Raw genomic sequence first — 20,245 nt, 5'->3', positions numbered from 1 at the left:
CACGCTCACAATCTCCTCCGAGGGCGAAAACCGTGCGATGAACGGCGCCGAGAAGGCCGCCGTCATGATGCTGGCTCTCGGCGATCGCTACGGCGGGCCGATCTGGAAGCTGCTCGACGAGATCGAGATCAAGCAGCTCTCCGTTGCCATGTCCAAGCTCGGGCCGATCACCCCGAACATGCTCGACGACCTGATGATCGAGTTCGTCACCCGCGTCTCGTCCTCCGGCTCGCTGATGGGCAACTACGACACCACCGAGCGCCTGCTCCTCTCCGTGCTGCCGCCGGAGAAGGTCAACGCCATCATGGACGAGATCCGCGGACCTGCCGGCCGCAACATGTGGGAGAAGCTCTCCAACGTTCAGGAGAACGTGCTCGCCAACTATCTGAAGAACGAATACCCGCAGACCGTCGCCGTCGTTCTCTCCAAGATCAACTCCGACCACGCCGCCCGCGTCCTCTCCAAGCTGCCCGACGAGTTCGCCCTCGAGGTGGTCGACCGCATGCTGAAGATGGAGTCGGTGCAGAAGGACATCCTCGAAAAGGTCGAGCAGACGCTGCGCGTCGAGTTCATGTCCAACCTGACCAACACCCAGCGCCGCGATGCCCACGAGCTGATGGCCGAGATCTTCAACTCCTTCGACCGCAACACCGAGGCGAAGTTCATCGCCGCCCTCGAAGAGCACAACCGCGACGCCGCCGACCGCATCAAGGCGCTGATGTTCACCTTCGACGACCTCGGCAAGCTCGACGCCGGCGCCATTCAGACGCTGCTCCGCCAGGTGGAGAAGGACAAGCTGGCCATGGCGCTGAAGGGCGCCAAGGAAGGCGTGCGCGACTTCTTCTTCGCCAACATGTCGGCCCGTGCCGCCGCCATGCTGAAGGAAGACATGGAAGCCATGGGCGCCGTCCGCCTGCGCGACGTCGACGATGCCCAGGCCGCCCTGATCAATCTCGCCAAGGATCTCGCCGCCAAGGGCGAGATCATGATTTCCAAGAACAAGGGCGAAGACGAACTCGTCATGTGACGCGTCTTTCGCGAAGGAGTATCCGCTGATGGCGGCACCGGCCCGCTTCCTGTTCGACAACGACTTCTCGGCCCCTTCGCGCGCCGATGCCGCGCCGGCGACCGTGATGGTGCCCGAGCCGGAGCATCTCCAGCGTCTCGCCGAGGCGGAAGCCGCCGCCTACGAGCGCGGCCTCGCCGCCGGCCGCGACAGCGCCGAGGCCCAGGCGGCCGACCGCACCGCCCGCGAAGCCATGCGCCTGTCGGACGAGGCGCAGCGCCTCGCCAGCGCCGCCCAGTCGATCCTCGCCGTTCTCGACACCGAGCGCGAGCGCATCGAGGCCGACGCCATGCGCCTCGCCGAGACGGTGGCCATCAAGATCGCCGGCTCGCTGGTCGAGCGGCTGCCGCGCGAGCGCATCGTCGGCCTTCTCGAAGACTGCTTCGCGCCGCTCCGGGCCGCCCCCCACCTCGTCGTCCGCCTGTCGGACGTCGACGCCGAGCCGATCCAGACCGAACTGAAGCGCCTCGTCTCCGAGCGCGGCTTCGAGGGCCGCCTCGTGGTGCTGGGCGAGCCGGGCATGGCGCGCGGCGACTGCCGCATCGAATGGGCCGACGGCGGCATCGTGCTCAATCACGCCGCCATCATCGCCGACATCGAGGCGGCGATCGCCCGCCACCTGCCGGCCGAGGCGCCGGCCGACCACATTCTCCAGAGCGGAGCCGCCACATGACCCCCGCCGACGAACCTTCGGGCATCGACCTCGAATCCCACGTCGCCGAGCGTCGCCGCAGCGGCGACGATGGCGAGGATCAGGCCGTCACGCGCTCCGCCGCCGAGCTTGAGGCGGTGTTCGACGTCCCCGTGCGCGTCTCGGCCATTCTCGGCCGCGCCCGCCTCGGCATCAGCGATCTTTTGCAGCTTGCCCCCGGCTCCGTGCTGGAACTCGACCGCAAGGTCGGCGAAGCTATCGACATCTACGTCAACGACCGCCTTGTCGCCCGTGGCGAAGTGGTGCTGGTCGAAGACAAGCTCGGCGTGACGATGACCGAAATCGTCAAGTCCGACCGCTGACCGGAGACAGACCTATGCGCCTTCTGATCGTCGGCTCACTCAACGGGCAGCTCACCGCCGCCACCCGCATCGCCATGGACAAGGGCGCCTCGGTGCTGCAGGCCGACACCATCGACACCGCGCTTCGGACGCTGCGCTCGGGGCGCGGCGCCGATCTGGTGATGATCGACGTGTCCCTGCCGATCCAGCGGCTGATCACCTCGCTGGAAGAGGAACGCATCCACGTTCCCGTGGTCGCCTGCGGCATCGCCACCGACGCCAAGGCGGCCGTCGCCGCCATCCGGGCCGGCGCCAAGGAATACATCCCCCTGCCGCCCGACGCCGAGCTGATCGCCGCCGTCCTCGCCGCCGTCGCCGCCGACAGCCGCGACCTCGTGGTGCGCGACGAGGCGATGCAGGCGGTGCTGAAGCTCGCCGATCAGGTGGCCGGCAGCGAGGCGTCGATCCTGATCACCGGCGAAAGCGGCACCGGCAAGGAAGTGCTCGCCCGCTACGTCCACCGCAAGTCGAGCCGCGTCGACAAGCCGTTCGTCTCCGTCAACTGCGCCGCCATTCCCGAGAACCTCCTCGAATCCGAACTGTTCGGCCACGAGAAGGGCGCCTTCACCGGCGCCGTCGCCCGCCGCGTCGGCAAGTTCGAGGAAGCCTCCGGCGGCACATTGCTGCTCGACGAAATCTCGGAGATGGACGTCCGCCTGCAGGCCAAGCTCTTGCGCGCCATCCAGGAGCGGATGATCGACCGCGTCGGCGGCGGCAAGCCGGTGCCGGTGGATATCCGCATCATCGCCACCTCCAACCGCAACCTCACCGACGCCGTCAAGGAAGGCCGCTTCCGCGAGGACCTTCTCTACCGCCTCAACGTCGTCAACCTGAAGATCCCGTCGCTGCGCGACCGTCCGGCCGACGTCCTGGCGCTGGCCGAGCATTTCGGCCGCAAGTATGCCGAGATCAACGGCATGCCGGAGCGGCCGCTGTCGGCCGACGCCAAGCGCGAGCTGATCGCCGCCCGCTGGCCGGGCAACGTCCGCGAGCTGGAAAACACCATCCACCGCGCCGTGCTGCTGGCCAGCGGCATCGAGATCGGCGTCGAGGCCATCCGCTCGCCCGACGGCGCCCGCATGGAAGGCACCGTCACCGTGCCGCGCTCGGCCGACCCGGCCATCCGCGCCGCCCAGACGGCGGAGGCGGTAACGCGCGCCCTCGTCGGCCGCACCGTCGCCGAAGTGGAGCGCGACCTCATCCTCGACACGCTCGATCACTGCCTCGGCAACCGCACCCACGCCGCCAAGATCCTCGGCATCTCCATTCGCACGCTCAGGAACAAGCTCAACGAATACGAAGCCGAAGGCATCGACGTGCCCGATCCGGGAACGAGCCGGATTGCGACGGCCTGAAGCATCATCCGACCTGAGTGAAGCCAGGATCGACAAGATGATGCGTTTCGAACAAACGCTTGGGGCGCCGATCTGATTCAATCAGATCGAACAGCGCCCTAACGCGCGCTTGCCGAGCAGGTCGCGGCGGTCATGACGAGCTGGCCGAGCGGAACGCTGTTTTCCCCCTCGGCGAGATCGAACTCCACCTTGATCTTAATCCCCAGGCGAACGATGCGCCTGAACTCGTCCTGCTCGCACATGATGCCTTGGGCTGCCGCTTTCCAGGAGTCCGTCGGTGGCCTCGCAGTGAAGGCATAGCGGTAGGTCACCGTCTTGTCCTTGTAGCTGGCACCAATGATGGCGACCTCATCGCTGAGCTTCTGCGGCAGGTCCAAGGCTTCGATGACGGCAATGATTTCCCGCTCTTTTGGCGCGCGGAACGCATTGCAGATGTCGGTGCTCAGAGTCAGGTCCGACAGGAGCTCTCCATTCGAAGCCCGGTATGTGGTCTTTAGCGTGGCGCCCTTGTCGAGGAGCAAGGCCTGAGTTCCCGAAAAGCACAGGCTGGCCGTCGTCTCATCCCGCCAGTCCGCGTCGAGCGCCATGTTGTCGTCCTCGACCTGCATGGCGGTTTCGACGACGTCGCCATGGACCTCGATGCTGATGACCCTCGCCTCCAGGGTGTCGGGTAGCGGCGCTTTCGCCACCATGTCCCGCAGGGTCGCTTCCAGCCCTTCGCTGTCGGCGGGGTCGACGGCGACGTTGGCGCCCAGCTCGGCTTGCACATGCCGCGCATCCCCGGCGCTTTCAAGATAGTCCTGGCTGACGCCGGGCACGTTCAGGGTCAATCCGACGAGCACGCATCCGCAGGCCACCAACACGACCTCGCTGGCCCGCGAGCCCATCCTTGTCCGTCGAGCCTGCCGCGACGGAGCGACCATCAGCAGCAGATTGGCGAGAGGCACGAAGACCAGCGGCCACAACAGGTTACCGCCGAACGCGTCCCGCGCCCGCGCGGCCGACGCGATGCCAACGATCGCTCCGATGGCGATCCAGATGAGAACGAAGGCGAAGGCGAGGCGCCCCAACTGCTGCAGGTCGAGCGCTTCGAAGTAGAGGCAGCGCAGGAGATAGCTCAGCTGGCCGGCGGCAAGGCAGACGCAGAGTGTCGCCACATAAGGAAGGCGCGGCATGGTCCACGCCGGCCGGTAGAGAGCCACGGCAAGTGCAGCGAAGACAGCCACTGCCACAAGAGAGATCACCGCCAGTTCGAACTCGTCGGTCGTCAGAAGCCTGTAAGCCAGCCCGTCCATCACGCCCCCCTACCCGGAGTTGCCAACCTATCCATCTGCTCGGCCAACGCAAGACAAGGACACTCTCCCATCGGAGACCAAGAGCCACCCGATGCATCGAGCGACCCCGGCAACAACCGCATTGAAATCACCTGCGGTACGGTTATGCATAGGCGGCGAAACCGAACCCCGAGACCGATGTGAAACCGCGCACGACAATCCGTGACGTTGCCAGGAAGGCCGGCGTGTCAGTCGGCACGGTCTCGCGGGTCGTCAACGGGCATCCGTCGGTCACCGAGGCCAAGAAGCGCATCGTCGACGAGGTCATCGCCGAGCTGGGCTTCCAGCCCGATGCGGCCGCCCAGGGCCTCAGGCGCGGCACCAACCGCACCCTCGGCGTCGTCATTCCCGACCTGCGCAACCCCTTCTTCGCCGATCTCATGCAGCACATCGAGCTGCGCGCCAAGGAGCGCGGCTACAGCGTGCTGTTCGCCAGTTCCGACGAACAGGTCGACAGCGAGGCCGACCTGATCGCCAGCCTCGCCCGCAGCAAGGTCGAGGGCGTGGTGGTGGTGCCGAGCAACCGGGCCAGCTCGCTCGCCAACCCCGAGGGCGTGCGCCTCGTCGTCGTCGATCGCCGCATCGCCGGCCATCCCTTCGTGGCGGCCGACCATCGCGCCGGTGCCCGCATGGCCGCCGAATACCTGGTGTCGCTCGGCCACCGGCGCATCGCCTGCATCTCCGGCCCCGAGAACGCCTTCGTCGCCCGCGAACGGCTCGCCGGCTTCATGGACGTGATGGCGCCCCGCCTCGCCGACGCCGGCCTCGACCCCGCCGCCTGGATCGTCTCGGCGCCGTTCAACTACGAGGGCGGACGCGAGGCGGCCAAGGTGCTGCTCGCCGACGATGGACCGAAGCCGACGGCGGTGTTCGCCTGTTCCGACCAGCAGGCGATCGGCGTGCTGCGCGTCGCCTTCGACCGTCACATCGCCATACCCGGCGAGCTGTCGGTCGTCGGCTTCGACGGCATCCTGGTTTCCGATCTGGTGGTGCCGCGCGTGACGACGGCCGTCCAACCCGTCGCATCGATCGCCAGATGCGCCACCGACCTCTTGATCGGCGGCGAGGCGCTCGACGCGTCGGCGAGCCACATCTTCCCCTGCGCCATGGCGCTGCGCGAAACCTGCGCCCCGCCGCGCTGAAGATGGCCGCCGAGGGCAAGCTGCCCGGACCGGCTGCGTATTCCCTTGTAAATACGAAGTATTTTCTACCCACTCAACTTTGGTCGGAGTGGCATGTCTCGCCTTGATGCGGTGGTACTATACTGGTAGCGTCATTTGGAAACGTTTCATCGGGCCGGTACATTGGGTCCAGCTCAACGAAAACGTTCGTTTGGGAGGGTAAAATGACTTCATTTTCTTCGGACAGGTGGAGTCTGTCTGGTGTAAGCCGTCGCCGGCTGCTGCTGGCCGGCGCCGCCGGATCGCTGGTACTGGTTTCGGGCGTCGTTCCGGTGTTCGCCGCCGGCAAGAAGCCCAAGGTCGGGCTGGTCATGAAGTCGCTCGCCAACGAGTTCTTCAAGCAGATGCAGGCCGGCGCCGAGAAATACGCCGAAGAGAACAAGGACAAGTTCGACTTCAAGGCCGTCGGCATGAAGGACGAACGCGACTTTGCCTCTCAGGTCGACGCCGTCGAGAACTTCGTCACCCAGAAATACGACATCATCGTCGTCGCCCCGGCCGATTCCAAGGCCATGGTCACGCCGCTCGCCAAGGCCGTTAAGGCTGGCGTCGCCGTCATCAACATCGACGTCGAGCTCGACAAGGACGCCAAGAAGAAGGCCGGCATCGACCTCGCCTTCTTCGGCCCGGACAACCGCGAAGGCGCTCTCCTCGCCGGCAACGCGCTGGCCAAGGAACTCGGCGAAGGTGGCAAGGTGGTCATCCTCGAGGGCAACCCGGAGGCCGACAACGCCCAGCAGCGCAAGAAGGGCTTCGACGATGCCGTCGCCGCCGGCAAGCTTCAGTTGCTCGACAGCAAGACGGCTCACTGGGAGACCGAGGAAGCCAACACGCTGATGACCAACTTCCTCACCAAGCACAACGACATCCAGGGCGTCATGGCGGCCAACGACTCCATGGCCCTCGGCGTCGTCAAGGCACTCGACAGCGCCGGTCTCGCTGGCAAGATCAAGGTGGTCGGCTTCGACAACATCCCGGCCGTGCAACCGTTGATCAAGGCCGGCAAGATGCTGGCGACCGTCGAGCAGTACGGCGCCCAGATGGCCGCCATGGGCATCGAGTACGGCCTGCGCCAGATGGCCGGCGAGACGTTCACCGGCTGGGTGAAGACCGACATCAAGCTGATCACCGCCGCCGATCTCTGATCGACCGCCAAGCTTCGATCCGGCGCGGGACACCCCGCGCCGGATCCTTCCCTGCCGCGCCGAAGCATTCAGGGCAGTTCCCGTCATGACCACAGATTCCAATGAAGCGGCGCCGGCCCTCGAAGCCGATGCCGCCGCGCGGCACGATCCCGACACCGGCCCCATCCTGAAGCTTCAGGGCGTCGGCAAGCGCTTTCCGGGCGTCGTCGCCCTGCGCAACGTCACCTTCGACATCATGCGCGGCGAGGGCCACGTGCTGCTCGGCGAGAACGGCGCCGGCAAGTCGACGCTGATCAATCTGCTCGGCGGCCTCTTCTCGCCCGACGAAGGCAGCATCTGGTTCAACGGCGCCCCCTACAGCCCCGCCTCGCCGCTGGAGGCCTTCGCTAAGGGCATCCGCGTCGTCCACCAGGAGCTCAATCTCCTCTCCAACCTGACCGTTGCCGAGAACCTGCTGTTCGAGCACCTGCCGAGCCGGCGCGGCCTCGTGAACTACCGCGAGATGAACCGGCGCGCCGCCGAGCTTCTGGCCGAGGTCGGCCTCGACATTTCGCCATCCACCGTCGTGAGCCGGCTCGGCGTCGCCCAGATGCAGCTGATCGAGATCGCCAAGGCGCTCGCCCATGAAAGCAAGCTCTTGGTGCTCGACGAGCCGACGGCGACGCTGACCTCCAAGGAGGTCGACCGCCTGTTCGAGATCCTGCACCGCCTCAAGCAACGCAAGGTCACCACGCTCTACATCTCGCACCGCCTGCAGGAGATCTACGAGGTGGGCGACCGCGTCACGGTGCTGCGCGACGGCCAGCACGTGACGACACGGCCACTCCAGGGCCTCGGCATTCCCGACATCGTCCGCCTGATGGTCGGCCGCACCATCGCCGACCAGGGCGTGTTCCGCGAGGACGTCCAGCCCACGGGCGAAGCGCTCGCCGTCGAGGATCTTCGCCTGACCGCGACGAGCCCGCCGATCGATTTCTCGGTCGCCAAGGGCGAGATCGTCGGCATCGCCGGTCTGGTCGGCAGCGGCCGGACCGAGGCTGTCAGGGCGATCTTCGGCGCCGATCCCAGGGCCGCCGGCACCATCCGCGTCAATGGCAGCCCCGTCTCCATCGCCTCGCCCAAGGACGCCGTGGCTGCCGGCATCTGCTTGATGACCGAGGACCGCAAGCAGCAGGGGCTGCTGCTCGAAATGAGCTGCGCGGAAAACATCACGATCACCGATCTGAAGCGGTTGTCGCGCAACGGACTGCTCGACCGCGCCCAGGAGAATGCCGCGGCGGAGCGGCTGGTCGCCAGCCTGCGCGTCAAGACGCCGACCATCTTCCAGAAGGTCGGCACCTTCTCCGGCGGCAACCAGCAGAAGGTGGTGATCGCCAAGTGGCTTTATCGCGGATCGAGCGTACTGATCTGCGACGAGCCGACCCGCGGCATCGACGTGGGCGCCAAGGTGGAAATCTACGAGCTGATGGGGCAGCTCGCGGCCGAGGGAAAGGGCATCCTCGTGGTGTCCTCGGATCTGCCCGAGCTGATGTCCATCTGCCACCGCATCCTGGTCTTCTCCAACGGGCGCCTTGCCGGCGAGGTACCGCGCGCCGAGTTCGACCAGAACCGCATTCTCTCGCTTGCCTATGAGGAGTATGGACGTGCCCGAGGGAACTGAAAGCGTCGGCGAGCGCAAGCCGGCAACCGTGTGGGACAACTTCCTGCGCATCTCGATGCGCGAGGCGGGCGTCGCCATCGCGCTGGTGATCATCGTGCTGTTCTTCTCGGCGACGGCGCCCTATTTCGCGACGCCCGAGAACTTCCTGAAGATCTTCGTGCAGATCGCCATCAACACGGTGCTGGCCGCCGGCATGACCTTCGTCATCCTGACGGGCGGCATCGACCTGTCGGTCGGCTCGGTCCTGGCCCTCTGCACCGTGGTCGGCGCCACCATCATGGTGCGCGAGGACCTGTCGCCGTGGATGTCCATCCCGCTGGCGCTTCTCGCCTGCATGGCGACGGGGGCGGCCTGCGGCGCCATCAACGGCTGGGTCTGCGAGAAGTGGAAGCTGCCCTCGTTCATCGTGACGCTGGGCATGCTGAACGTCGCCAGCGGCCTTGCCCGCGTCGTCTCCGACAACTCCACCATCACCGGCCTGCCGCAGGCCTTCGTCGACTTCGGCAACCAGATCTACTTCGGCGTCCTTCCCTCGATCTTCCTGATCGCCATCGTCGTCATCCTGATCGGCTGGTTCGTCCTGCGCTTCACGGTGTTCGGCCGCTTCGTCTTCGCCATCGGCACCAACGAGGAGGCGGTGCGCCTGTCCGGCCACAATCCGCGCGTCTTCAAGATCGCCGTGTTCACGATCAGCGGGCTGACCGCCGGCATCGCCGCCATGGTGTTCCTCCTGCGCCTCAACGTCGGCAGCCCGATCGCCGGCATCGGCTACGAGCTCAACGCCATCGCGGCGGTGATCATCGGCGGCACGTCGCTGTCGGGCGGCAAGGGCTCGATCATCGGCACGCTGGTCGGCGCCTGCATTCTTCAGGTGCTGGCGACCGGCCTGCAACTGCTCGGCGCCGAGGACAACGTCAAGCCGATCGTCATCGGCACGGTCATCGTGCTCGCCGTGGTGCTCGACACCTACCGCAACCGCTACCTGCGCAAGCTGGAGGCGCGCTGATCTGCCATCACGCCCGCTTCAGCTCGGCGTTCTCCCTGTGAAGCGCCAGAAGCTGCGTGAACGGCCCGTCGACATAGGCCCGGAGCGTCGGCAGCTGTGCCGGCGCCGGTCCGCCTTCGCTGACGAAATGGGCGATGATGTCGTCCGACTCCGTCATGTAGGTGTCGCCAAGGCGCAGCGTGGGGTAGCTGACCTTGGCAAGGTGAGGCGACAGCTCCGCCTTCATGGCGTCCTCCTCCTCGGGCGTGCGGCTCACGCGCAAGGTGACGCCGCCGAGGAGGCCGGCCTCCAGCAGATAGAGGCGGACCTTCAGGCAGAACGGACAGGTGTGCTTGACGAACAGCACCGGATTTTCGGAAATGAGCGACATGGCGACCTCCCGGCTTGATCGGAAGGAACCGCCCGGCGGCGCGTAGGTTCCCACCGCGATGCAGTTGTTCGCTGACGCAACAGCCAGAGGAGGACCATCTGGAGTTCCGGATAGACCCGTTTCCCACCGAGACCGACATCGAGCCCCTCTGGCGCGCCGCCTGGGGCGGTCCGCCGCCGCGCCTTGCCGACATCCTGCCGCGCTCGCTTGGCCACATCGGCGCCTATGACGGCGACGTCATCGTCGGCTTCGTCAACATCGCCTGGGACGGCGGCGTTCACGCCTTCATCCTCGACACCTGCGTCCATCCCGATTTCCGCCGGCAGGGCGTCGCCACGCGCCTCGTCAACGAAGCCGAGCGGATCGCCCGGCAGCGCGGCGCCCAGTGGCTGCACGTCGATTTCGAGCCCCACCTCGAAACCTTCTATCGCGCCTGCGGCTTCCGCCCCACCGCCGCCGGACTGATCGACCTTCGGTCGACCTGAACGCACGGCTCCAAAGATCCTCGCTCGTCAGATCGATCGCCGCATTTTCCTCAGTCTTGGACAGCTTCTACAACGTATCGCTTGCCAATACCGAGGTGGAGCCGGGACAATGCGCGACGAGTCGACGCGACATCGGCCCGTATGCTGGAAGACCAAGGGGGCAGGAATGTTCAAGCGCTTCATCATCAATCCACCGGTCTTCTTCGGTTCGGTCATCGTCATTGCCATCTTTCTGGCCGTCGGCGTGGTTTTCCCCACTCGCGCCGCCGCGATCTTCAAGAGCCTGCAAACGAGCATTCTCAGCGCCTTCGGCTGGCTCTACCTGCTGTCGGTCGGCATATTCCTGATCACCGTTCTGCTGCTCTGCATGGGGCGCTACGGTCGGCTGAAGCTCGGCCCCGACAACTCGACGCCCGATTTCCGCTTCGTATCCTGGATCGCCATGCTGTTCGCAGCCGGCATGGGCATCGGCCTGATGTTCTACGCCGTCGGCGAACCGATGACGCACTTCATGGCCCCGCCGACGGCCGAGCCGCGCTCCATCGCCGCCATGCGCGAGGCGATGAGCGTCACCTTCTTTCACTGGGGCATCCACGCCTGGGCGATCTACGCCGTGGTCGGGTTGTCGCTGGCCTACTTCGGCTACCGCTACAATCTGCCGCTCACCATCCGCTCGGGCCTCTACCCGCTCCTGAAGGAGCGCATCAACGGGCCGATCGGCCATGCCGTCGACATCTTCGCCATCGTCGGCACCGTCTTCGGCATCGCTACCTCGCTTGGCCTCGGCGTCTCGCAGATCAATGCCGGCCTCAACTATCTCCTCGGCGTCGAGGTCGGGCTCGCCGTCCAGCTGCCGCTGATCATCGTCATCACCGGCCTGGCAACGGTGTCGGTCGTCAGCGGCCTCGACCGGGGCGTGCGCATCCTGTCAGAGACCAACCTCGTCCTCGCCATCCTCCTGATGCTGTTCGTTCTGGTGGTCGGCCCCACCAACCTGATCTTCCGCGATTTCGTGCAGAATCTCGGCCTCTACCTCGACACCCTGGTCCTGCGCACCTTCAACATCTACGCCTACGAACCGACGCCCTGGATCGACGCCTGGACGCTGTTCTACTGGGCATGGTGGATTTCCTGGTCGCCGTTCGTCGGCATGTTCATCGCCCGCATCTCGCGCGGCCGCACCGTGCGGGAGTTCATCACCGCCGTGCTGTTCATTCCTGCCGGTTTCACCTTCTTCTGGATGACGGTGTTCGGCAACACGGGCATCTTCATCGACACCGGCGTCGCCGCCGGCGATCTCGGCCGCGCCATCGCCGCCGACGTTTCGGTAGGTCTGTTCCGCTTCTTCGAGTACCTGCCGTTCCCCGGCCTGACCTCGACGCTGGCCGTCCTTCTGGTCGCGGTGTTCTTCGTCACCTCGTCGGACTCCGGCTCGCTGGTCGTCGACTCCATCGCCGCCGGAGGCGAGACCCAGACGACCACCGGCCAGCGCATCTTCTGGTGCGCCCTCGAAGGCATCGTCGCTGCCAGCCTGCTCATGGCCGGCGGGCTTGGCGCGCTGCAATCGGCCACCGTTGCCAGCGCCCTGCCCTTCACCTTCGTCATGCTGGCGCTGGTCTGGTCGCTGTTCGTCGGCATGCGCGCAGATCTGGCGCAGCAGGCGCACCGGGTGGCTGCCCCCGTCGCCCAGCCAGCGGCAGGCGTCACCTGGCAACGCCGCCTCGGCCTCATCCTGCATGCGCCGACCGAGACCGAGGTTCGCCGGTTCATGGCCAGCGACGTCAGGCAGGCGTTGACCCAGGTCGCCAAGGAACTGTCGGAGCGTGGCCGCGAGACGGTGGTCGTCGACGAGGACAATGGCTCCATCGCCCTGCGCTCGCCGGCTGAAGGCGTGCGCGATTTCGTCTACGGGGTCAGCCTGCACGCCAAGCGCCTGGCCAGCTTCTCGCCGCTCGACACCAGCAACCCGGAATACCGGTACGAAGCGCGCACCTACTTTTCCAGCGGCGGCAGCGGCTACAACGTCACCAACATGTCGCGCGACCAGTTGATCGCCGACATCCTGGTGCAGTTCGAGCGCTACCTTCACCTGGTCAGGTCGCCGGAGGTTCAGCTCGTGCAGGGCGCGCCGGAACATGAGAACGGGCACTGAGGGCGCGCTCCGCCGAACTGGATCCCATCCTGGAGCTCCTGGAAACGGCAGCTCGTCCGAGACTGGACCGAGGCGTCGAAACGCGACGCTTCCTTGCCGAGGCTCCTCAGACTACTGGAGAACGACCTTGCTCGGGAGACCGGCCGTTTTCGCCCCCGCGTTCGGCGGCTTTGGCGCGGACGCCTTCTGCGGCGCCCCGGCGGCAGGCGGAGGCGCCATGAAGTCGGCGATCGCCTTCAGATACTGCTGGGGGTCCTGCGACAGGGCAGGATGACCGACGCCCTTCAGCACGACCAGCTTGGCGCCAGGGATGGTCTTGGCGATATGGGCGGCGTGCTCGGGACGGATGACCGGGTCGTGGTCGCCGATGACGATCGCGGTGGGCACGTGGATCTTGGCGAGATCGGCGTCGGTGTAGTTCGGCTCGGTCGCCCACAGCCGCCGGAACACCCGCTCGCGCGCCTCCTGCTTGAGCCTTGCCTTCGCGTCGGGGTCGGGCTTGTCGCTGCCGTCGAGCGACAGCATGTCGGACAGCGGCGGCGGATCGATCTCGGGGATCGTCGTCAGGCCGGCGGGCGTCACGTTGGGCGCATGGGCGAACAGGCGGTCGAGCAGCTTGGGGTGATGGATGGCGATATCGAGACCGATGATGGCGCCATCGCTCCAGCCCACCAGCGTCACCTTGCCGACGCCGAGCCGGGCGAGCAGCGCCACATAGTCCTCGGCCATCCGGTGGTAGGTGAGGCGCGACAGGCCGTGGGTCGAGCGGCCCTGCCCCCGGCTGTCGGCGACGATCACCTCATGCCCCTTGGAGAGCGTCGGCACCTCGAAGCTCCAGACGTCGCTGCTCGACAGGCCGCCATGGATCAAGAGGATCGGCGCGCCCTTGCCCTTGCCGTAGAGCGAATAGAACATGCTGATGCCGTCGATGTCGGCAAAGCCACTTTCATCGGCCGGAGGCATCGGCGGCGGCACGGGCGCCTGCTGCCACTTCGGCACCGCCAGCGCTGGCGCGGCGGTGGCAATCAGCAGGCAGATCGCTGCCAAGGCATGGCGAAATGTCGACAAGGCGGGCCTCGTTCAATCTGCGGTACCTTCGCGCAAGCTTAGCCCCGACACGGGCGGAACGCCGCTCACAGATTTGTCATCGGTCGAGGCGGCATATGCGCCCATGAAGCTATACCTTTGGAACTCCAAGCAAAAGAGCGTTGGCCGGAAGACGCATGCATGCTAGCGTTAGGCAATATCGCTCCGGTTGTGGAGGTTGTCCGGAACGCCATGGAAACATCCCGATTGGAGGTCCTGATCGGCGCCGCCATTCTGGCCGGGCTGAGTTGCGGGCCGGCCGCCGCGCAACGCCCCTACTTTTCCGAGCCCGAGGCCATCTCCGCCGAGGGACACTCCGCCGTTCAGCTCAAGCTTCTTTACGGCGACGGCGTCCTTTTCGCCGATCCCATCCGGGCGGTCGTCGTCGGACAGGATGGCCAACTGCTGGCAGCGTCGCCGCAATCGCCGGCCTTGCGGCTCTCATGCGACGAGCCGAATCGTCGCTGCCTCGTCTATGACGAGCTCTCTTTCAGGATCTACGAGCCGGCGCCAGACAAGTGGCAGGCCACCGGCTTGGTCGAACAGGACGGCAAGCCTCAGCGCTCCCCTGAGGATATCGCCGCCGACTACGGCTTCGACGCGCGGCAAGCCACCTTTCCCGAGATCGCCAAGTTCGAAGCGGCGGGGCTTGCGTCGTCCTGGATGACGACGGGCTTCGCACTCGCATGGTGGACGGTATTCTGCCTTCTCCTGCTGACCGTCGCCCGCGATGCCCTCGGAAAGACGCGCCGGCTGACCATCGGCGCCATCGCCGGTCTGCTGGCGAGAACCGCCGTGGCGCTAATGATGATACCGCTCGCCACCTATGCATGGCTGCTGGCGCCCTATTCCGTCGTCTATCTGGCGATCGTCATGACGGCGGGGGCCGCGATGGCCCTGCCGATCGTCTTTCGGCGTCGCGGGGCGGCAGCCCAATGAGCATCCGCCCCGGCCTTGCGGCCGGAGCGGGCGATCATTCTCAACGCTTGGCCGGCTTGTCCTTCACGATCGAGCGAACCATCTTGCCGAACGCCCGCTCCTTCTCGCGCCGCTCGGCAAGGCTCGCCGAGTTGAAGGCCTCTTCGCGCTGGAGCTTCTGCCAGCGCCTGAGCCGCGCCTCGTCGATCTCGCCCGCCGCGATGGCCGCCTGCACGGCGCAGCCCGGCTCGTCCTCGTGGCGGCAATCGCTGAAGCGGCAGCGCGCCGAGAGGTCGGTGAGATCGGCGAACACCTCGGCGATGCCCTCGGAGGCGTCGGTCAGCTGCAACTCGCGCATGCCCGGCGTGTCGAGCACGGCATAGCCCTCCAGCAGCACGTAGAGATGCCTGCCGGTGGTGGTGTGCCGCCCCCGGTCGTCATCCTCGCGGATGCCGCCGATCGCCGCCGTCGTGCGCCCCGACAGGGCGTTGACCAGCGTCGACTTGCCGACGCCTGACGAGCCGAGGAAGGCGACGGTGCGCCCTGCCTTGCACCAGGGCGCGAGCTTCTCCTTCGGCTCGTCGCCCAGCGCGTCAAGCACCACCACCGGCACGGGCACTGGCGCCGCCGCCGACACCTCGGCCGCCGCGACGGCAAAGCCCTGCGGGTCGTCGGTGAGGTCGGCCTTGGTCGCCACGATCACCGGCTCGACGCCGGCCTCGAAGGCCAACGCCACGTAGCGCTCCAGCCGCGCGACGTTGAAGTCGCGATTGCAGGAGGTGACGACGAATACGGTGTCGACGTTGGCGGCGATCAACTGCACCTCGCGGCCGGTGCCGGCCGCCCGCCGGCGAAACAGGCTCTTGCGCGTGAGAAGGCGGCTGGCGCCGGGGCGGGCGGCGTCGTGGAGCAGCCAGTCGCCGACGGTGGCGTCGGCGCGCGGCGGCAGGGCCGCCTGAAGGCTCTCGCCCTCGACGCGGAGGCCGCTGCGCTCCACCGAGGTGACGCGGACGGGCGGCGTCCTTTCGAGATCGTCGATGCCCACCTGCTGGGCGAAGTGGCTGGTCCAGCCGAGCCGTTCGAGGCCGGTCGGCGTGTGTATGCGGGAGCCGCCCGTGAGGGACGGCATGAAGCGGGAATAGTCCCGTGCCATTGCGGTAGGCTTTCCAGATTCGGCCGCGAGCGTGCGGAACGCCCCGGCGCGACAATGTCGAATTGGGAAATGCGCAAGCCTCCACGCGCCCGCGATCGATGTCGGGCGGCGTCAGGTGGATCGGACTTGCGAGGGGAGGACCTTTGGCCTCCCCGCCTTACCGGGGCATACAGCCTCCATGAGGCAACCCGGACAAGGCGCGGCGGCATCGTCCCGGCAGTTGCGTCAAAGCGAAAGACAGAGAAACGTGCCGGCGAACCCGTATCGCCGACACGTCCCATGCGACAGCCGAAAATACTCCGGCCGCCCTGCCCTGTCAAAGTGCGAGAAGCCGCCGTCAGCCGGCCAGCCGGGCCGGCGGCTCCTCACTCGCGATGGTTTCGCTCGCGGCCTCCTCGCCGGCCGAGCGGGCCAGCGTTCTCACCACGTCGTCGAGGCCGACCCGGCCGACGACGGCGCCATTGGCGTCGGTGACGTCGGCAAACGATAGCCTCGCCTCGACGAGGCGCAGCGCCGCGTCGGCCAGCGACAGCGATCCGGAGATCCGCAGGGCGGCCGGCGCCCCCGACACCGATTTCGCCAGCGCACCGACCTTGACGACGCGGCCGCGATTGACCTGCCGCACGAAGTCCTCGACGTAAGGCGTGGCCGGCGACAGCACGATGTCCTCGGGCTTGCCCTGCTGCACCAGTTCGCCATCCTGCATGATGGCGACCCGGTCGCCGATCCGGAGCGCCTCGTCGAGATCGTGGGTGATGAAGACGATGGTCTTCCTCACCTCGGCCTGAAGGTCGAGCAGGATGGTCTGCATGTCGACGCGGATCAGCGGATCGAGCGCCGAGAAGGCTTCGTCCATCAGGAGGATCGGCGCGTCGTTGGCGAGCGCGCGGGCAAGGCCCACCCGCTGCTGCATGCCGCCGGACAGCTGGCTCGGGTACCGGTCCTCGAAGCCGGCAAGGCCGACGCGGTCGATCCAGCGGCGGGCCTCCGCCATCTGCTCGGCGCGGGAGACGCCCTTGATCTCCAGGCCGAACACCACGTTGCCGATCACCGTGCGGTGCGGCAGCAGGGCGAACTTCTGGAACACCATGGCCGTGGAGGCGCGGCGGAAGGTACGCAGCGCCTTGGGCTTCAGCGCCCGCACGTCGGTGCCCTCGACGATCACCTCGCCGGCCGTCGGCTCGATCAGCCGGTTGATGTGGCGGATCAGCGTCGACTTGCCCGAACCGGACAGGCCCATGATCACCTGGATGTGGCCGGCCTCGATGTCGAGCGACACGTTGTTGAGGCCGAGCACGTGATTGTGCTTTTCGAGAAGATCCGTCTTGCCCATGCCGCCATTGCGCACGGCGTCGATATGCCGCTCGGGATGTCGGCCGAAGATCTTGTAGACGTTGCGGATCTCGATGGACGTGTTGGTGTCAGGCATGTTCGGCCTCGCGATGCTTCTGGAGCCGGCGGCCGAAGGCCTGGCTGGTGCGGTCGAAGATGATGGCGATGCCGACGATGGCGAAGCCGTTGAACACGCCGAGCGTGAAATACTGATTGGCGATGGCCTTCAGCACCGGCTGCCCGAGGCCCTGCACGCCGATCATCGAGGCGACCACCACCATGGACAGCGCGGCCATGATCGTCTGGTTGATGCCGGCCATGATGTTCGGCAGCGCCAGCGGCAACTGCACCTTGCGCAGCTTCTGCCAGGTGGAGGCGCCGAAGGCGTCGGCCGCCTCCAGCACGTCCTTGTCGACGAGACGGACGCCGAGGTTGGTGAGGCGGATGATCGGCGGCACGGCGTAGATCACCACGGCGATCAGGCCGGGCACCTTGCCGATGCCGAGCAGCATCACCACCGGGATGAGGTAGACGAAGCTCGGCATGGTCTGCATCACGTCGAGCACCGGCAGCATGACCGAACGCGCACGCCTCGACAGCGCCATCAGGATGCCGAGAGGGATGCCGATCGCCACCGACGTGATCGTCGCCACGACGATCATGGCGAGCGTACGCATGGTGTCTTCCCACATGCCGAAATAGCCGATGGCCATCAGGGCGGCGGCGGCTCCCGCGACGAGACGCCAGTTGCGGCTGGCGAGATAGACGAGGCCGACGACCGCCAGAAGCACCAGCGGCCACGGCGTGGTCACCAACAGGCGTTCGACGAAGATCAGGAAGGATCTGAGCGGCAGGAAAAAGTCCTCGACGGTGGCGCCGAACTCGCGCGTGAAGGCGCGGAAGCCACCGTCGATGGCTTTCTTGAGAGCGGTGAGGGTGTCGGCATCCATGACCGGAAAGCCGTCAAATAGTGTCATGCGTATACGGTCTCCATGTTCGGCGAAGGTCGGTGGCGCCGCCCCGGAGACGGACGGGGCGGCGCATGGGGGCCGTCGCCACGAGGGACGACAGCCGCACCAATGCCCTCACCGGGTTCGCACGATGCTGAGGGGAAGCGGAGCCGGACTGCCGGCCGCCGCCTACGCACGCCGGCCCGCCAGGGGACTGCCGGCGATCAACTCGCGAGGATCAGAGGGCCGCCTTGACCTTTTCGGCGACCTCGGCCGGGACCCACTTGGTCCAGATGTCGGCCTTTTCCTTGAGGAAATAGCGCGCGGCGTCCTCGCCGGTCGCCTGGTTGTCGGTCATCCAGGACAGCATCTCGTTGACCGGACCGTTGGTCGGGAAGGACCGGGTCTTGATGTAGTCGTAGGCCGGGCCCGCCCTGTCGGCGAAGGCCTTGGTGACCACGGTGAACACCTCGGACTTGGCCCAGGCGTTCTTCTTCGGCGTCTCGCAATCGGCCACGGCGGTGCAGGCGTTCCACTCCGCCTCGTCATAGGGCACGTCGAAGCCCAACCGGACGAGATTGTACTTGCCGAGGATGGCGGTCGGCGCCCAGTAGTAGCCGAGCCAGGGCTGCTTGCGCTCGTAGGCCTTGGCGATCGCCCCGTCGAGGCCGGCGGCCGAGCCGGTGTCGATGAGATTGAAGCCGCGCTTGTCCGCCTCGTAGGCCTTGAAGAAGTTGCCGGTGGTCACTTGGCAGTTCCAGCCCGACGGGCAGTTGTGAACGGCGCCCTTCGAGGGATCCTCAGGATCGGGGAACAGCTCGGGATGCTTCAGCGCATCGTCGATGGTCTTGATGTCGGGATGGGCCTCGGCGACATAGTCGGGGATCCACCAGCCCTCGACGCCACCCTCGCCGAGTTCCTCGACGGCGTAGACGAGCTTGCCCTCGGCAACCGCCCTGTCGAGCGGATCGCGCATGGCGTTGATCCAGCCCTCGGGGGCGATGTCGGGCTCGCCCTTCTCGGTCATGGAGGTGAAGGTCGGCTGGGTGTCGCCGGGCACGAGGCTGACGTCGCAGCCGTAGCCATTTTCCAGAATGGCCTTGTCGACCCAGGCGATGAGTTCGGCGGACTGCCAGTTCATGTTCGCAATCGTGACGCGTCCGCAGGTGCTGTCCGCCGCAAGCGCCGGAACGAGGGAAGCCGACGTCGCTACGAAAAACGTGGTCGCGAGAAGCTGTTTCATCTTGGTCTCCGGGCTTCGCGTTTCGGTCGTTACGAATGGTGAAACCGCCCACGACCCCGGACCTCCAAATAGCGGGGCGCCATGCCTTCGGAACTGAGCGTTCAGTCATTCGTCGACGTGCTCGCCACTTCCGAGCACGTGCCGGCAGTATACAGACCGACATTCTCAGGGCAACCGCAAATTTACCTCAAAAATCAAGTACCTGATCTAAAGTAAAATCCAGATCCAGGCGTTTTGTTCAGAACGGATACACGACACCAGATCCAACATGAAATATTAGACTAATTTGTTGCACACTTTTACAAACAAGCGCCACACCTACGCCCTTTTATCCATCCTTTCAAACTCCGGTTTATGCGATCCTCCAACCCATTCGGAAATAGACCGCTTTTCCCGCCGAACACCCTAAAAATTGTATATCTCATTCACTCATCCAGTGATTGATTCAAATATTTATCACCCACTGTTCTTCAAACTTCCGACACCGGTTCGCCACCGCGCCGACACAATCCGACTCTCCTCGGGCGGGTCTCCGACGACAAACAGCAGGGGACGCAGGCACCCCCGTTAACCACCCGTTAACCATACGCTCGGCAAATTCTGCCGGGTGGCGCGGTGTGCGTCGCGACCGGCAATTCGGGAACGATCGACTTGAGCGACATCACTTCAGCCCCAGAGACGGCGCGGTCCAGGATTCCCTTCGGACTCAGCGTGCCCACGGGCTCGGATCTGCGCTCGACGCTGTTGCGCGGCGAT

Annotated in this window: 18 protein-coding genes; 11 read left to right on the top strand and 7 right to left on the bottom strand. The window is 66.1% G+C overall.

Going from position 1 to position 20,245, the window contains the following annotated elements:
• Positions 1-37 precede the first annotated feature (37 nt).
• The 4 genes from fliG to flbD are packed head-to-tail and all read left to right on the top strand — an operon-like array spanning position 38 to position 3,474.
• On the top strand, positions 38-1,027 hold the full coding sequence (gene fliG / locus QQZ18_RS22495) for a flagellar motor switch protein FliG (protein ID WP_284543304.1): 990 nt from the start codon (positions 38-40) through the stop codon (positions 1,025-1,027).
• A gap of 28 nt (positions 1,028-1,055) precedes the next feature.
• A complete protein-coding gene (locus QQZ18_RS22490; RefSeq protein ID WP_284543232.1) occupies positions 1,056-1,739 on the top strand; it encodes a FliH/SctL family protein in 684 nt (227 codons plus the stop codon).
• Positions 1,736-2,080: a flagellar motor switch protein FliN gene (fliN, locus tag QQZ18_RS22485; RefSeq protein ID WP_284543231.1), complete on the top strand. Its 345-nt coding sequence runs from the start codon at positions 1,736-1,738 to the stop codon at positions 2,078-2,080. Before QQZ18_RS22490 ends, fliN begins: the two co-directional genes overlap by 4 nt.
• Before the next feature lie 14 nt (positions 2,081-2,094).
• A complete protein-coding gene (flbD, locus tag QQZ18_RS22480; RefSeq protein WP_284543230.1) occupies positions 2,095-3,474 on the top strand; it encodes a sigma-54-dependent transcriptional regulator FlbD in 1,380 nt (459 codons plus the stop codon).
• 98 nt (positions 3,475-3,572) lie between these two features.
• Here flbD and QQZ18_RS22475 read toward each other — a convergent pair whose 3' ends face one another.
• Positions 3,573-4,769 (bottom strand): hypothetical protein, encoded by a 1,197-nt coding sequence (locus QQZ18_RS22475; protein ID WP_284543229.1) that lies wholly within the window; start codon positions 4,767-4,769, stop codon positions 3,573-3,575.
• Positions 4,770-4,948: 179 nt separating this feature from the next.
• Here QQZ18_RS22475 and QQZ18_RS22470 point away from each other — a divergent pair, with 179 nt between their 5' ends.
• The 4 genes from QQZ18_RS22470 to QQZ18_RS22455 all read left to right on the top strand — a co-directional run bounded on the left by QQZ18_RS22470 (position 4,949) and on the right by QQZ18_RS22455 (position 9,800).
• Entirely contained in the window at positions 4,949-5,950 is a 1,002-nt protein-coding gene (locus QQZ18_RS22470; RefSeq protein ID WP_284543228.1) for a LacI family DNA-binding transcriptional regulator, read from the top strand.
• A gap of 203 nt (positions 5,951-6,153) precedes the next feature.
• Positions 6,154-7,134 (top strand): sugar ABC transporter substrate-binding protein, encoded by a 981-nt coding sequence (locus tag QQZ18_RS22465; protein WP_284543227.1) that lies wholly within the window; start codon positions 6,154-6,156, stop codon positions 7,132-7,134.
• An 85-nt stretch (positions 7,135-7,219) separates the two neighbouring features.
• The gene (locus QQZ18_RS22460; protein WP_284543226.1) at positions 7,220-8,794 is read left to right on the top strand and encodes a sugar ABC transporter ATP-binding protein; all 1,575 of its coding nucleotides are present in this window, start codon (positions 7,220-7,222) and stop codon (positions 8,792-8,794) included.
• The gene (locus QQZ18_RS22455) at positions 8,778-9,800 is read left to right on the top strand and encodes an ABC transporter permease (RefSeq protein WP_446728696.1); all 1,023 of its coding nucleotides are present in this window, start codon (positions 8,778-8,780) and stop codon (positions 9,798-9,800) included. Before QQZ18_RS22460 ends, QQZ18_RS22455 begins: the two co-directional genes overlap by 17 nt.
• Positions 9,801-9,807: 7 nt before the next feature.
• Here QQZ18_RS22455 and QQZ18_RS22450 read toward each other — a convergent pair whose 3' ends face one another.
• The gene (locus tag QQZ18_RS22450; protein ID WP_284543225.1) at positions 9,808-10,170 is read right to left on the bottom strand and encodes a glutathione S-transferase N-terminal domain-containing protein; all 363 of its coding nucleotides are present in this window, start codon (positions 10,168-10,170) and stop codon (positions 9,808-9,810) included.
• Between the two features lie 98 nt (positions 10,171-10,268).
• On the opposite strand from QQZ18_RS22450, the gene QQZ18_RS22445 reads away from it, so the two are divergent.
• Together QQZ18_RS22445 and QQZ18_RS22440 are read left to right on the top strand one after the other, a co-directional pair.
• The gene (locus QQZ18_RS22445) at positions 10,269-10,655 is read left to right on the top strand and encodes a GNAT family N-acetyltransferase (RefSeq protein WP_284543301.1); all 387 of its coding nucleotides are present in this window, start codon (positions 10,269-10,271) and stop codon (positions 10,653-10,655) included.
• Positions 10,656-10,821: 166 nt separating this feature from the next.
• Positions 10,822-12,807, top strand: coding sequence for a BCCT family transporter (locus tag QQZ18_RS22440; protein ID WP_284543224.1), 1,986 nt, complete (start codon positions 10,822-10,824; stop codon positions 12,805-12,807).
• A gap of 111 nt (positions 12,808-12,918) precedes the next feature.
• On the opposite strand, the gene QQZ18_RS22435 is transcribed toward QQZ18_RS22440, so the two are convergent.
• Positions 12,919-13,875: an alpha/beta fold hydrolase gene (locus tag QQZ18_RS22435; protein ID WP_284543223.1), complete on the bottom strand. Its 957-nt coding sequence runs from the start codon at positions 13,873-13,875 to the stop codon at positions 12,919-12,921.
• A 210-nt stretch (positions 13,876-14,085) separates the two neighbouring features.
• Between QQZ18_RS22435 and QQZ18_RS22430 the strand changes: the two genes are divergently transcribed.
• Positions 14,086-14,832, top strand: a complete 747-nt coding sequence (locus tag QQZ18_RS22430) for a hypothetical protein (protein WP_284543222.1) — start codon at positions 14,086-14,088, stop codon at positions 14,830-14,832.
• A gap of 40 nt (positions 14,833-14,872) precedes the next feature.
• On the opposite strand, the gene rsgA is transcribed toward QQZ18_RS22430, so the two are convergent.
• From rsgA to QQZ18_RS22410, 4 genes are all read right to left on the bottom strand, one after another.
• The gene (gene rsgA / locus QQZ18_RS22425) at positions 14,873-15,940 is read right to left on the bottom strand and encodes a ribosome small subunit-dependent GTPase A (RefSeq protein WP_284543221.1); all 1,068 of its coding nucleotides are present in this window, start codon (positions 15,938-15,940) and stop codon (positions 14,873-14,875) included.
• Between the two features lie 361 nt (positions 15,941-16,301).
• Positions 16,302-17,393: a quaternary amine ABC transporter ATP-binding protein gene (locus tag QQZ18_RS22420; protein WP_284543220.1), complete on the bottom strand. Its 1,092-nt coding sequence runs from the start codon at positions 17,391-17,393 to the stop codon at positions 16,302-16,304.
• A complete protein-coding gene (locus QQZ18_RS22415) occupies positions 17,386-18,273 on the bottom strand; it encodes an ABC transporter permease (RefSeq protein ID WP_284543219.1) in 888 nt (295 codons plus the stop codon). The genes QQZ18_RS22420 and QQZ18_RS22415 overlap by 8 nt, the downstream gene beginning before the upstream one ends.
• A 211-nt stretch (positions 18,274-18,484) precedes the next feature.
• Positions 18,485-19,489: an ABC transporter substrate-binding protein gene (locus tag QQZ18_RS22410; RefSeq protein ID WP_284543218.1), complete on the bottom strand. Its 1,005-nt coding sequence runs from the start codon at positions 19,487-19,489 to the stop codon at positions 18,485-18,487.
• Between the last annotated feature and the right edge of the window lie 756 nt (positions 19,490-20,245).

It is taken from the genome of Pleomorphomonas sp. T1.2MG-36 (genome assembly GCF_950100655.1).
Classification (GTDB): Bacteria; Pseudomonadota; Alphaproteobacteria; order Rhizobiales; family Pleomorphomonadaceae; genus Pleomorphomonas.
Note: the sequence above shows the minus strand (reverse complement) of the source record. Positions and strands in the feature narration are given on the sequence as shown.

Bases quoted from the DNA above. Each gene is read 5' to 3' on its own strand.
- fliG (WP_284543304.1), top strand. From the start codon at position 38: ATGAACGGCGCCGAGAAGGCCGCCGTCATGATGCTGGCTCTCGGCGAT.
- QQZ18_RS22490 (WP_284543232.1), top strand. From the start codon at position 1,056: ATGGCGGCACCGGCCCGCTTCCTGTTCGACAACGACTTCTCGGCCCCT.
- fliN (WP_284543231.1), top strand. From the start codon at position 1,736: ATGACCCCCGCCGACGAACCTTCGGGCATCGACCTCGAATCCCACGTC.
- flbD (WP_284543230.1), top strand. From the start codon at position 2,095: ATGCGCCTTCTGATCGTCGGCTCACTCAACGGGCAGCTCACCGCCGCC.
- QQZ18_RS22475 (WP_284543229.1), bottom strand. From the start codon at position 4,769: ATGGACGGGCTGGCTTACAGGCTTCTGACGACCGACGAGTTCGAACTG.
- QQZ18_RS22465 (WP_284543227.1), top strand. From the start codon at position 6,154: ATGACTTCATTTTCTTCGGACAGGTGGAGTCTGTCTGGTGTAAGCCGT.
- QQZ18_RS22460 (WP_284543226.1), top strand. From the start codon at position 7,220: ATGACCACAGATTCCAATGAAGCGGCGCCGGCCCTCGAAGCCGATGCC.
- QQZ18_RS22450 (WP_284543225.1), bottom strand. From the start codon at position 10,170: ATGTCGCTCATTTCCGAAAATCCGGTGCTGTTCGTCAAGCACACCTGT.
- QQZ18_RS22440 (WP_284543224.1), top strand. From the start codon at position 10,822: ATGTTCAAGCGCTTCATCATCAATCCACCGGTCTTCTTCGGTTCGGTC.
- QQZ18_RS22430 (WP_284543222.1), top strand. From the start codon at position 14,086: ATGGAAACATCCCGATTGGAGGTCCTGATCGGCGCCGCCATTCTGGCC.
- rsgA (WP_284543221.1), bottom strand. From the start codon at position 15,940: ATGCCGTCCCTCACGGGCGGCTCCCGCATACACACGCCGACCGGCCTC.
- QQZ18_RS22420 (WP_284543220.1), bottom strand. From the start codon at position 17,393: ATGCCTGACACCAACACGTCCATCGAGATCCGCAACGTCTACAAGATC.
- QQZ18_RS22415 (WP_284543219.1), bottom strand. From the start codon at position 18,273: ATGACACTATTTGACGGCTTTCCGGTCATGGATGCCGACACCCTCACC.
- QQZ18_RS22410 (WP_284543218.1), bottom strand. From the start codon at position 19,489: ATGAAACAGCTTCTCGCGACCACGTTTTTCGTAGCGACGTCGGCTTCC.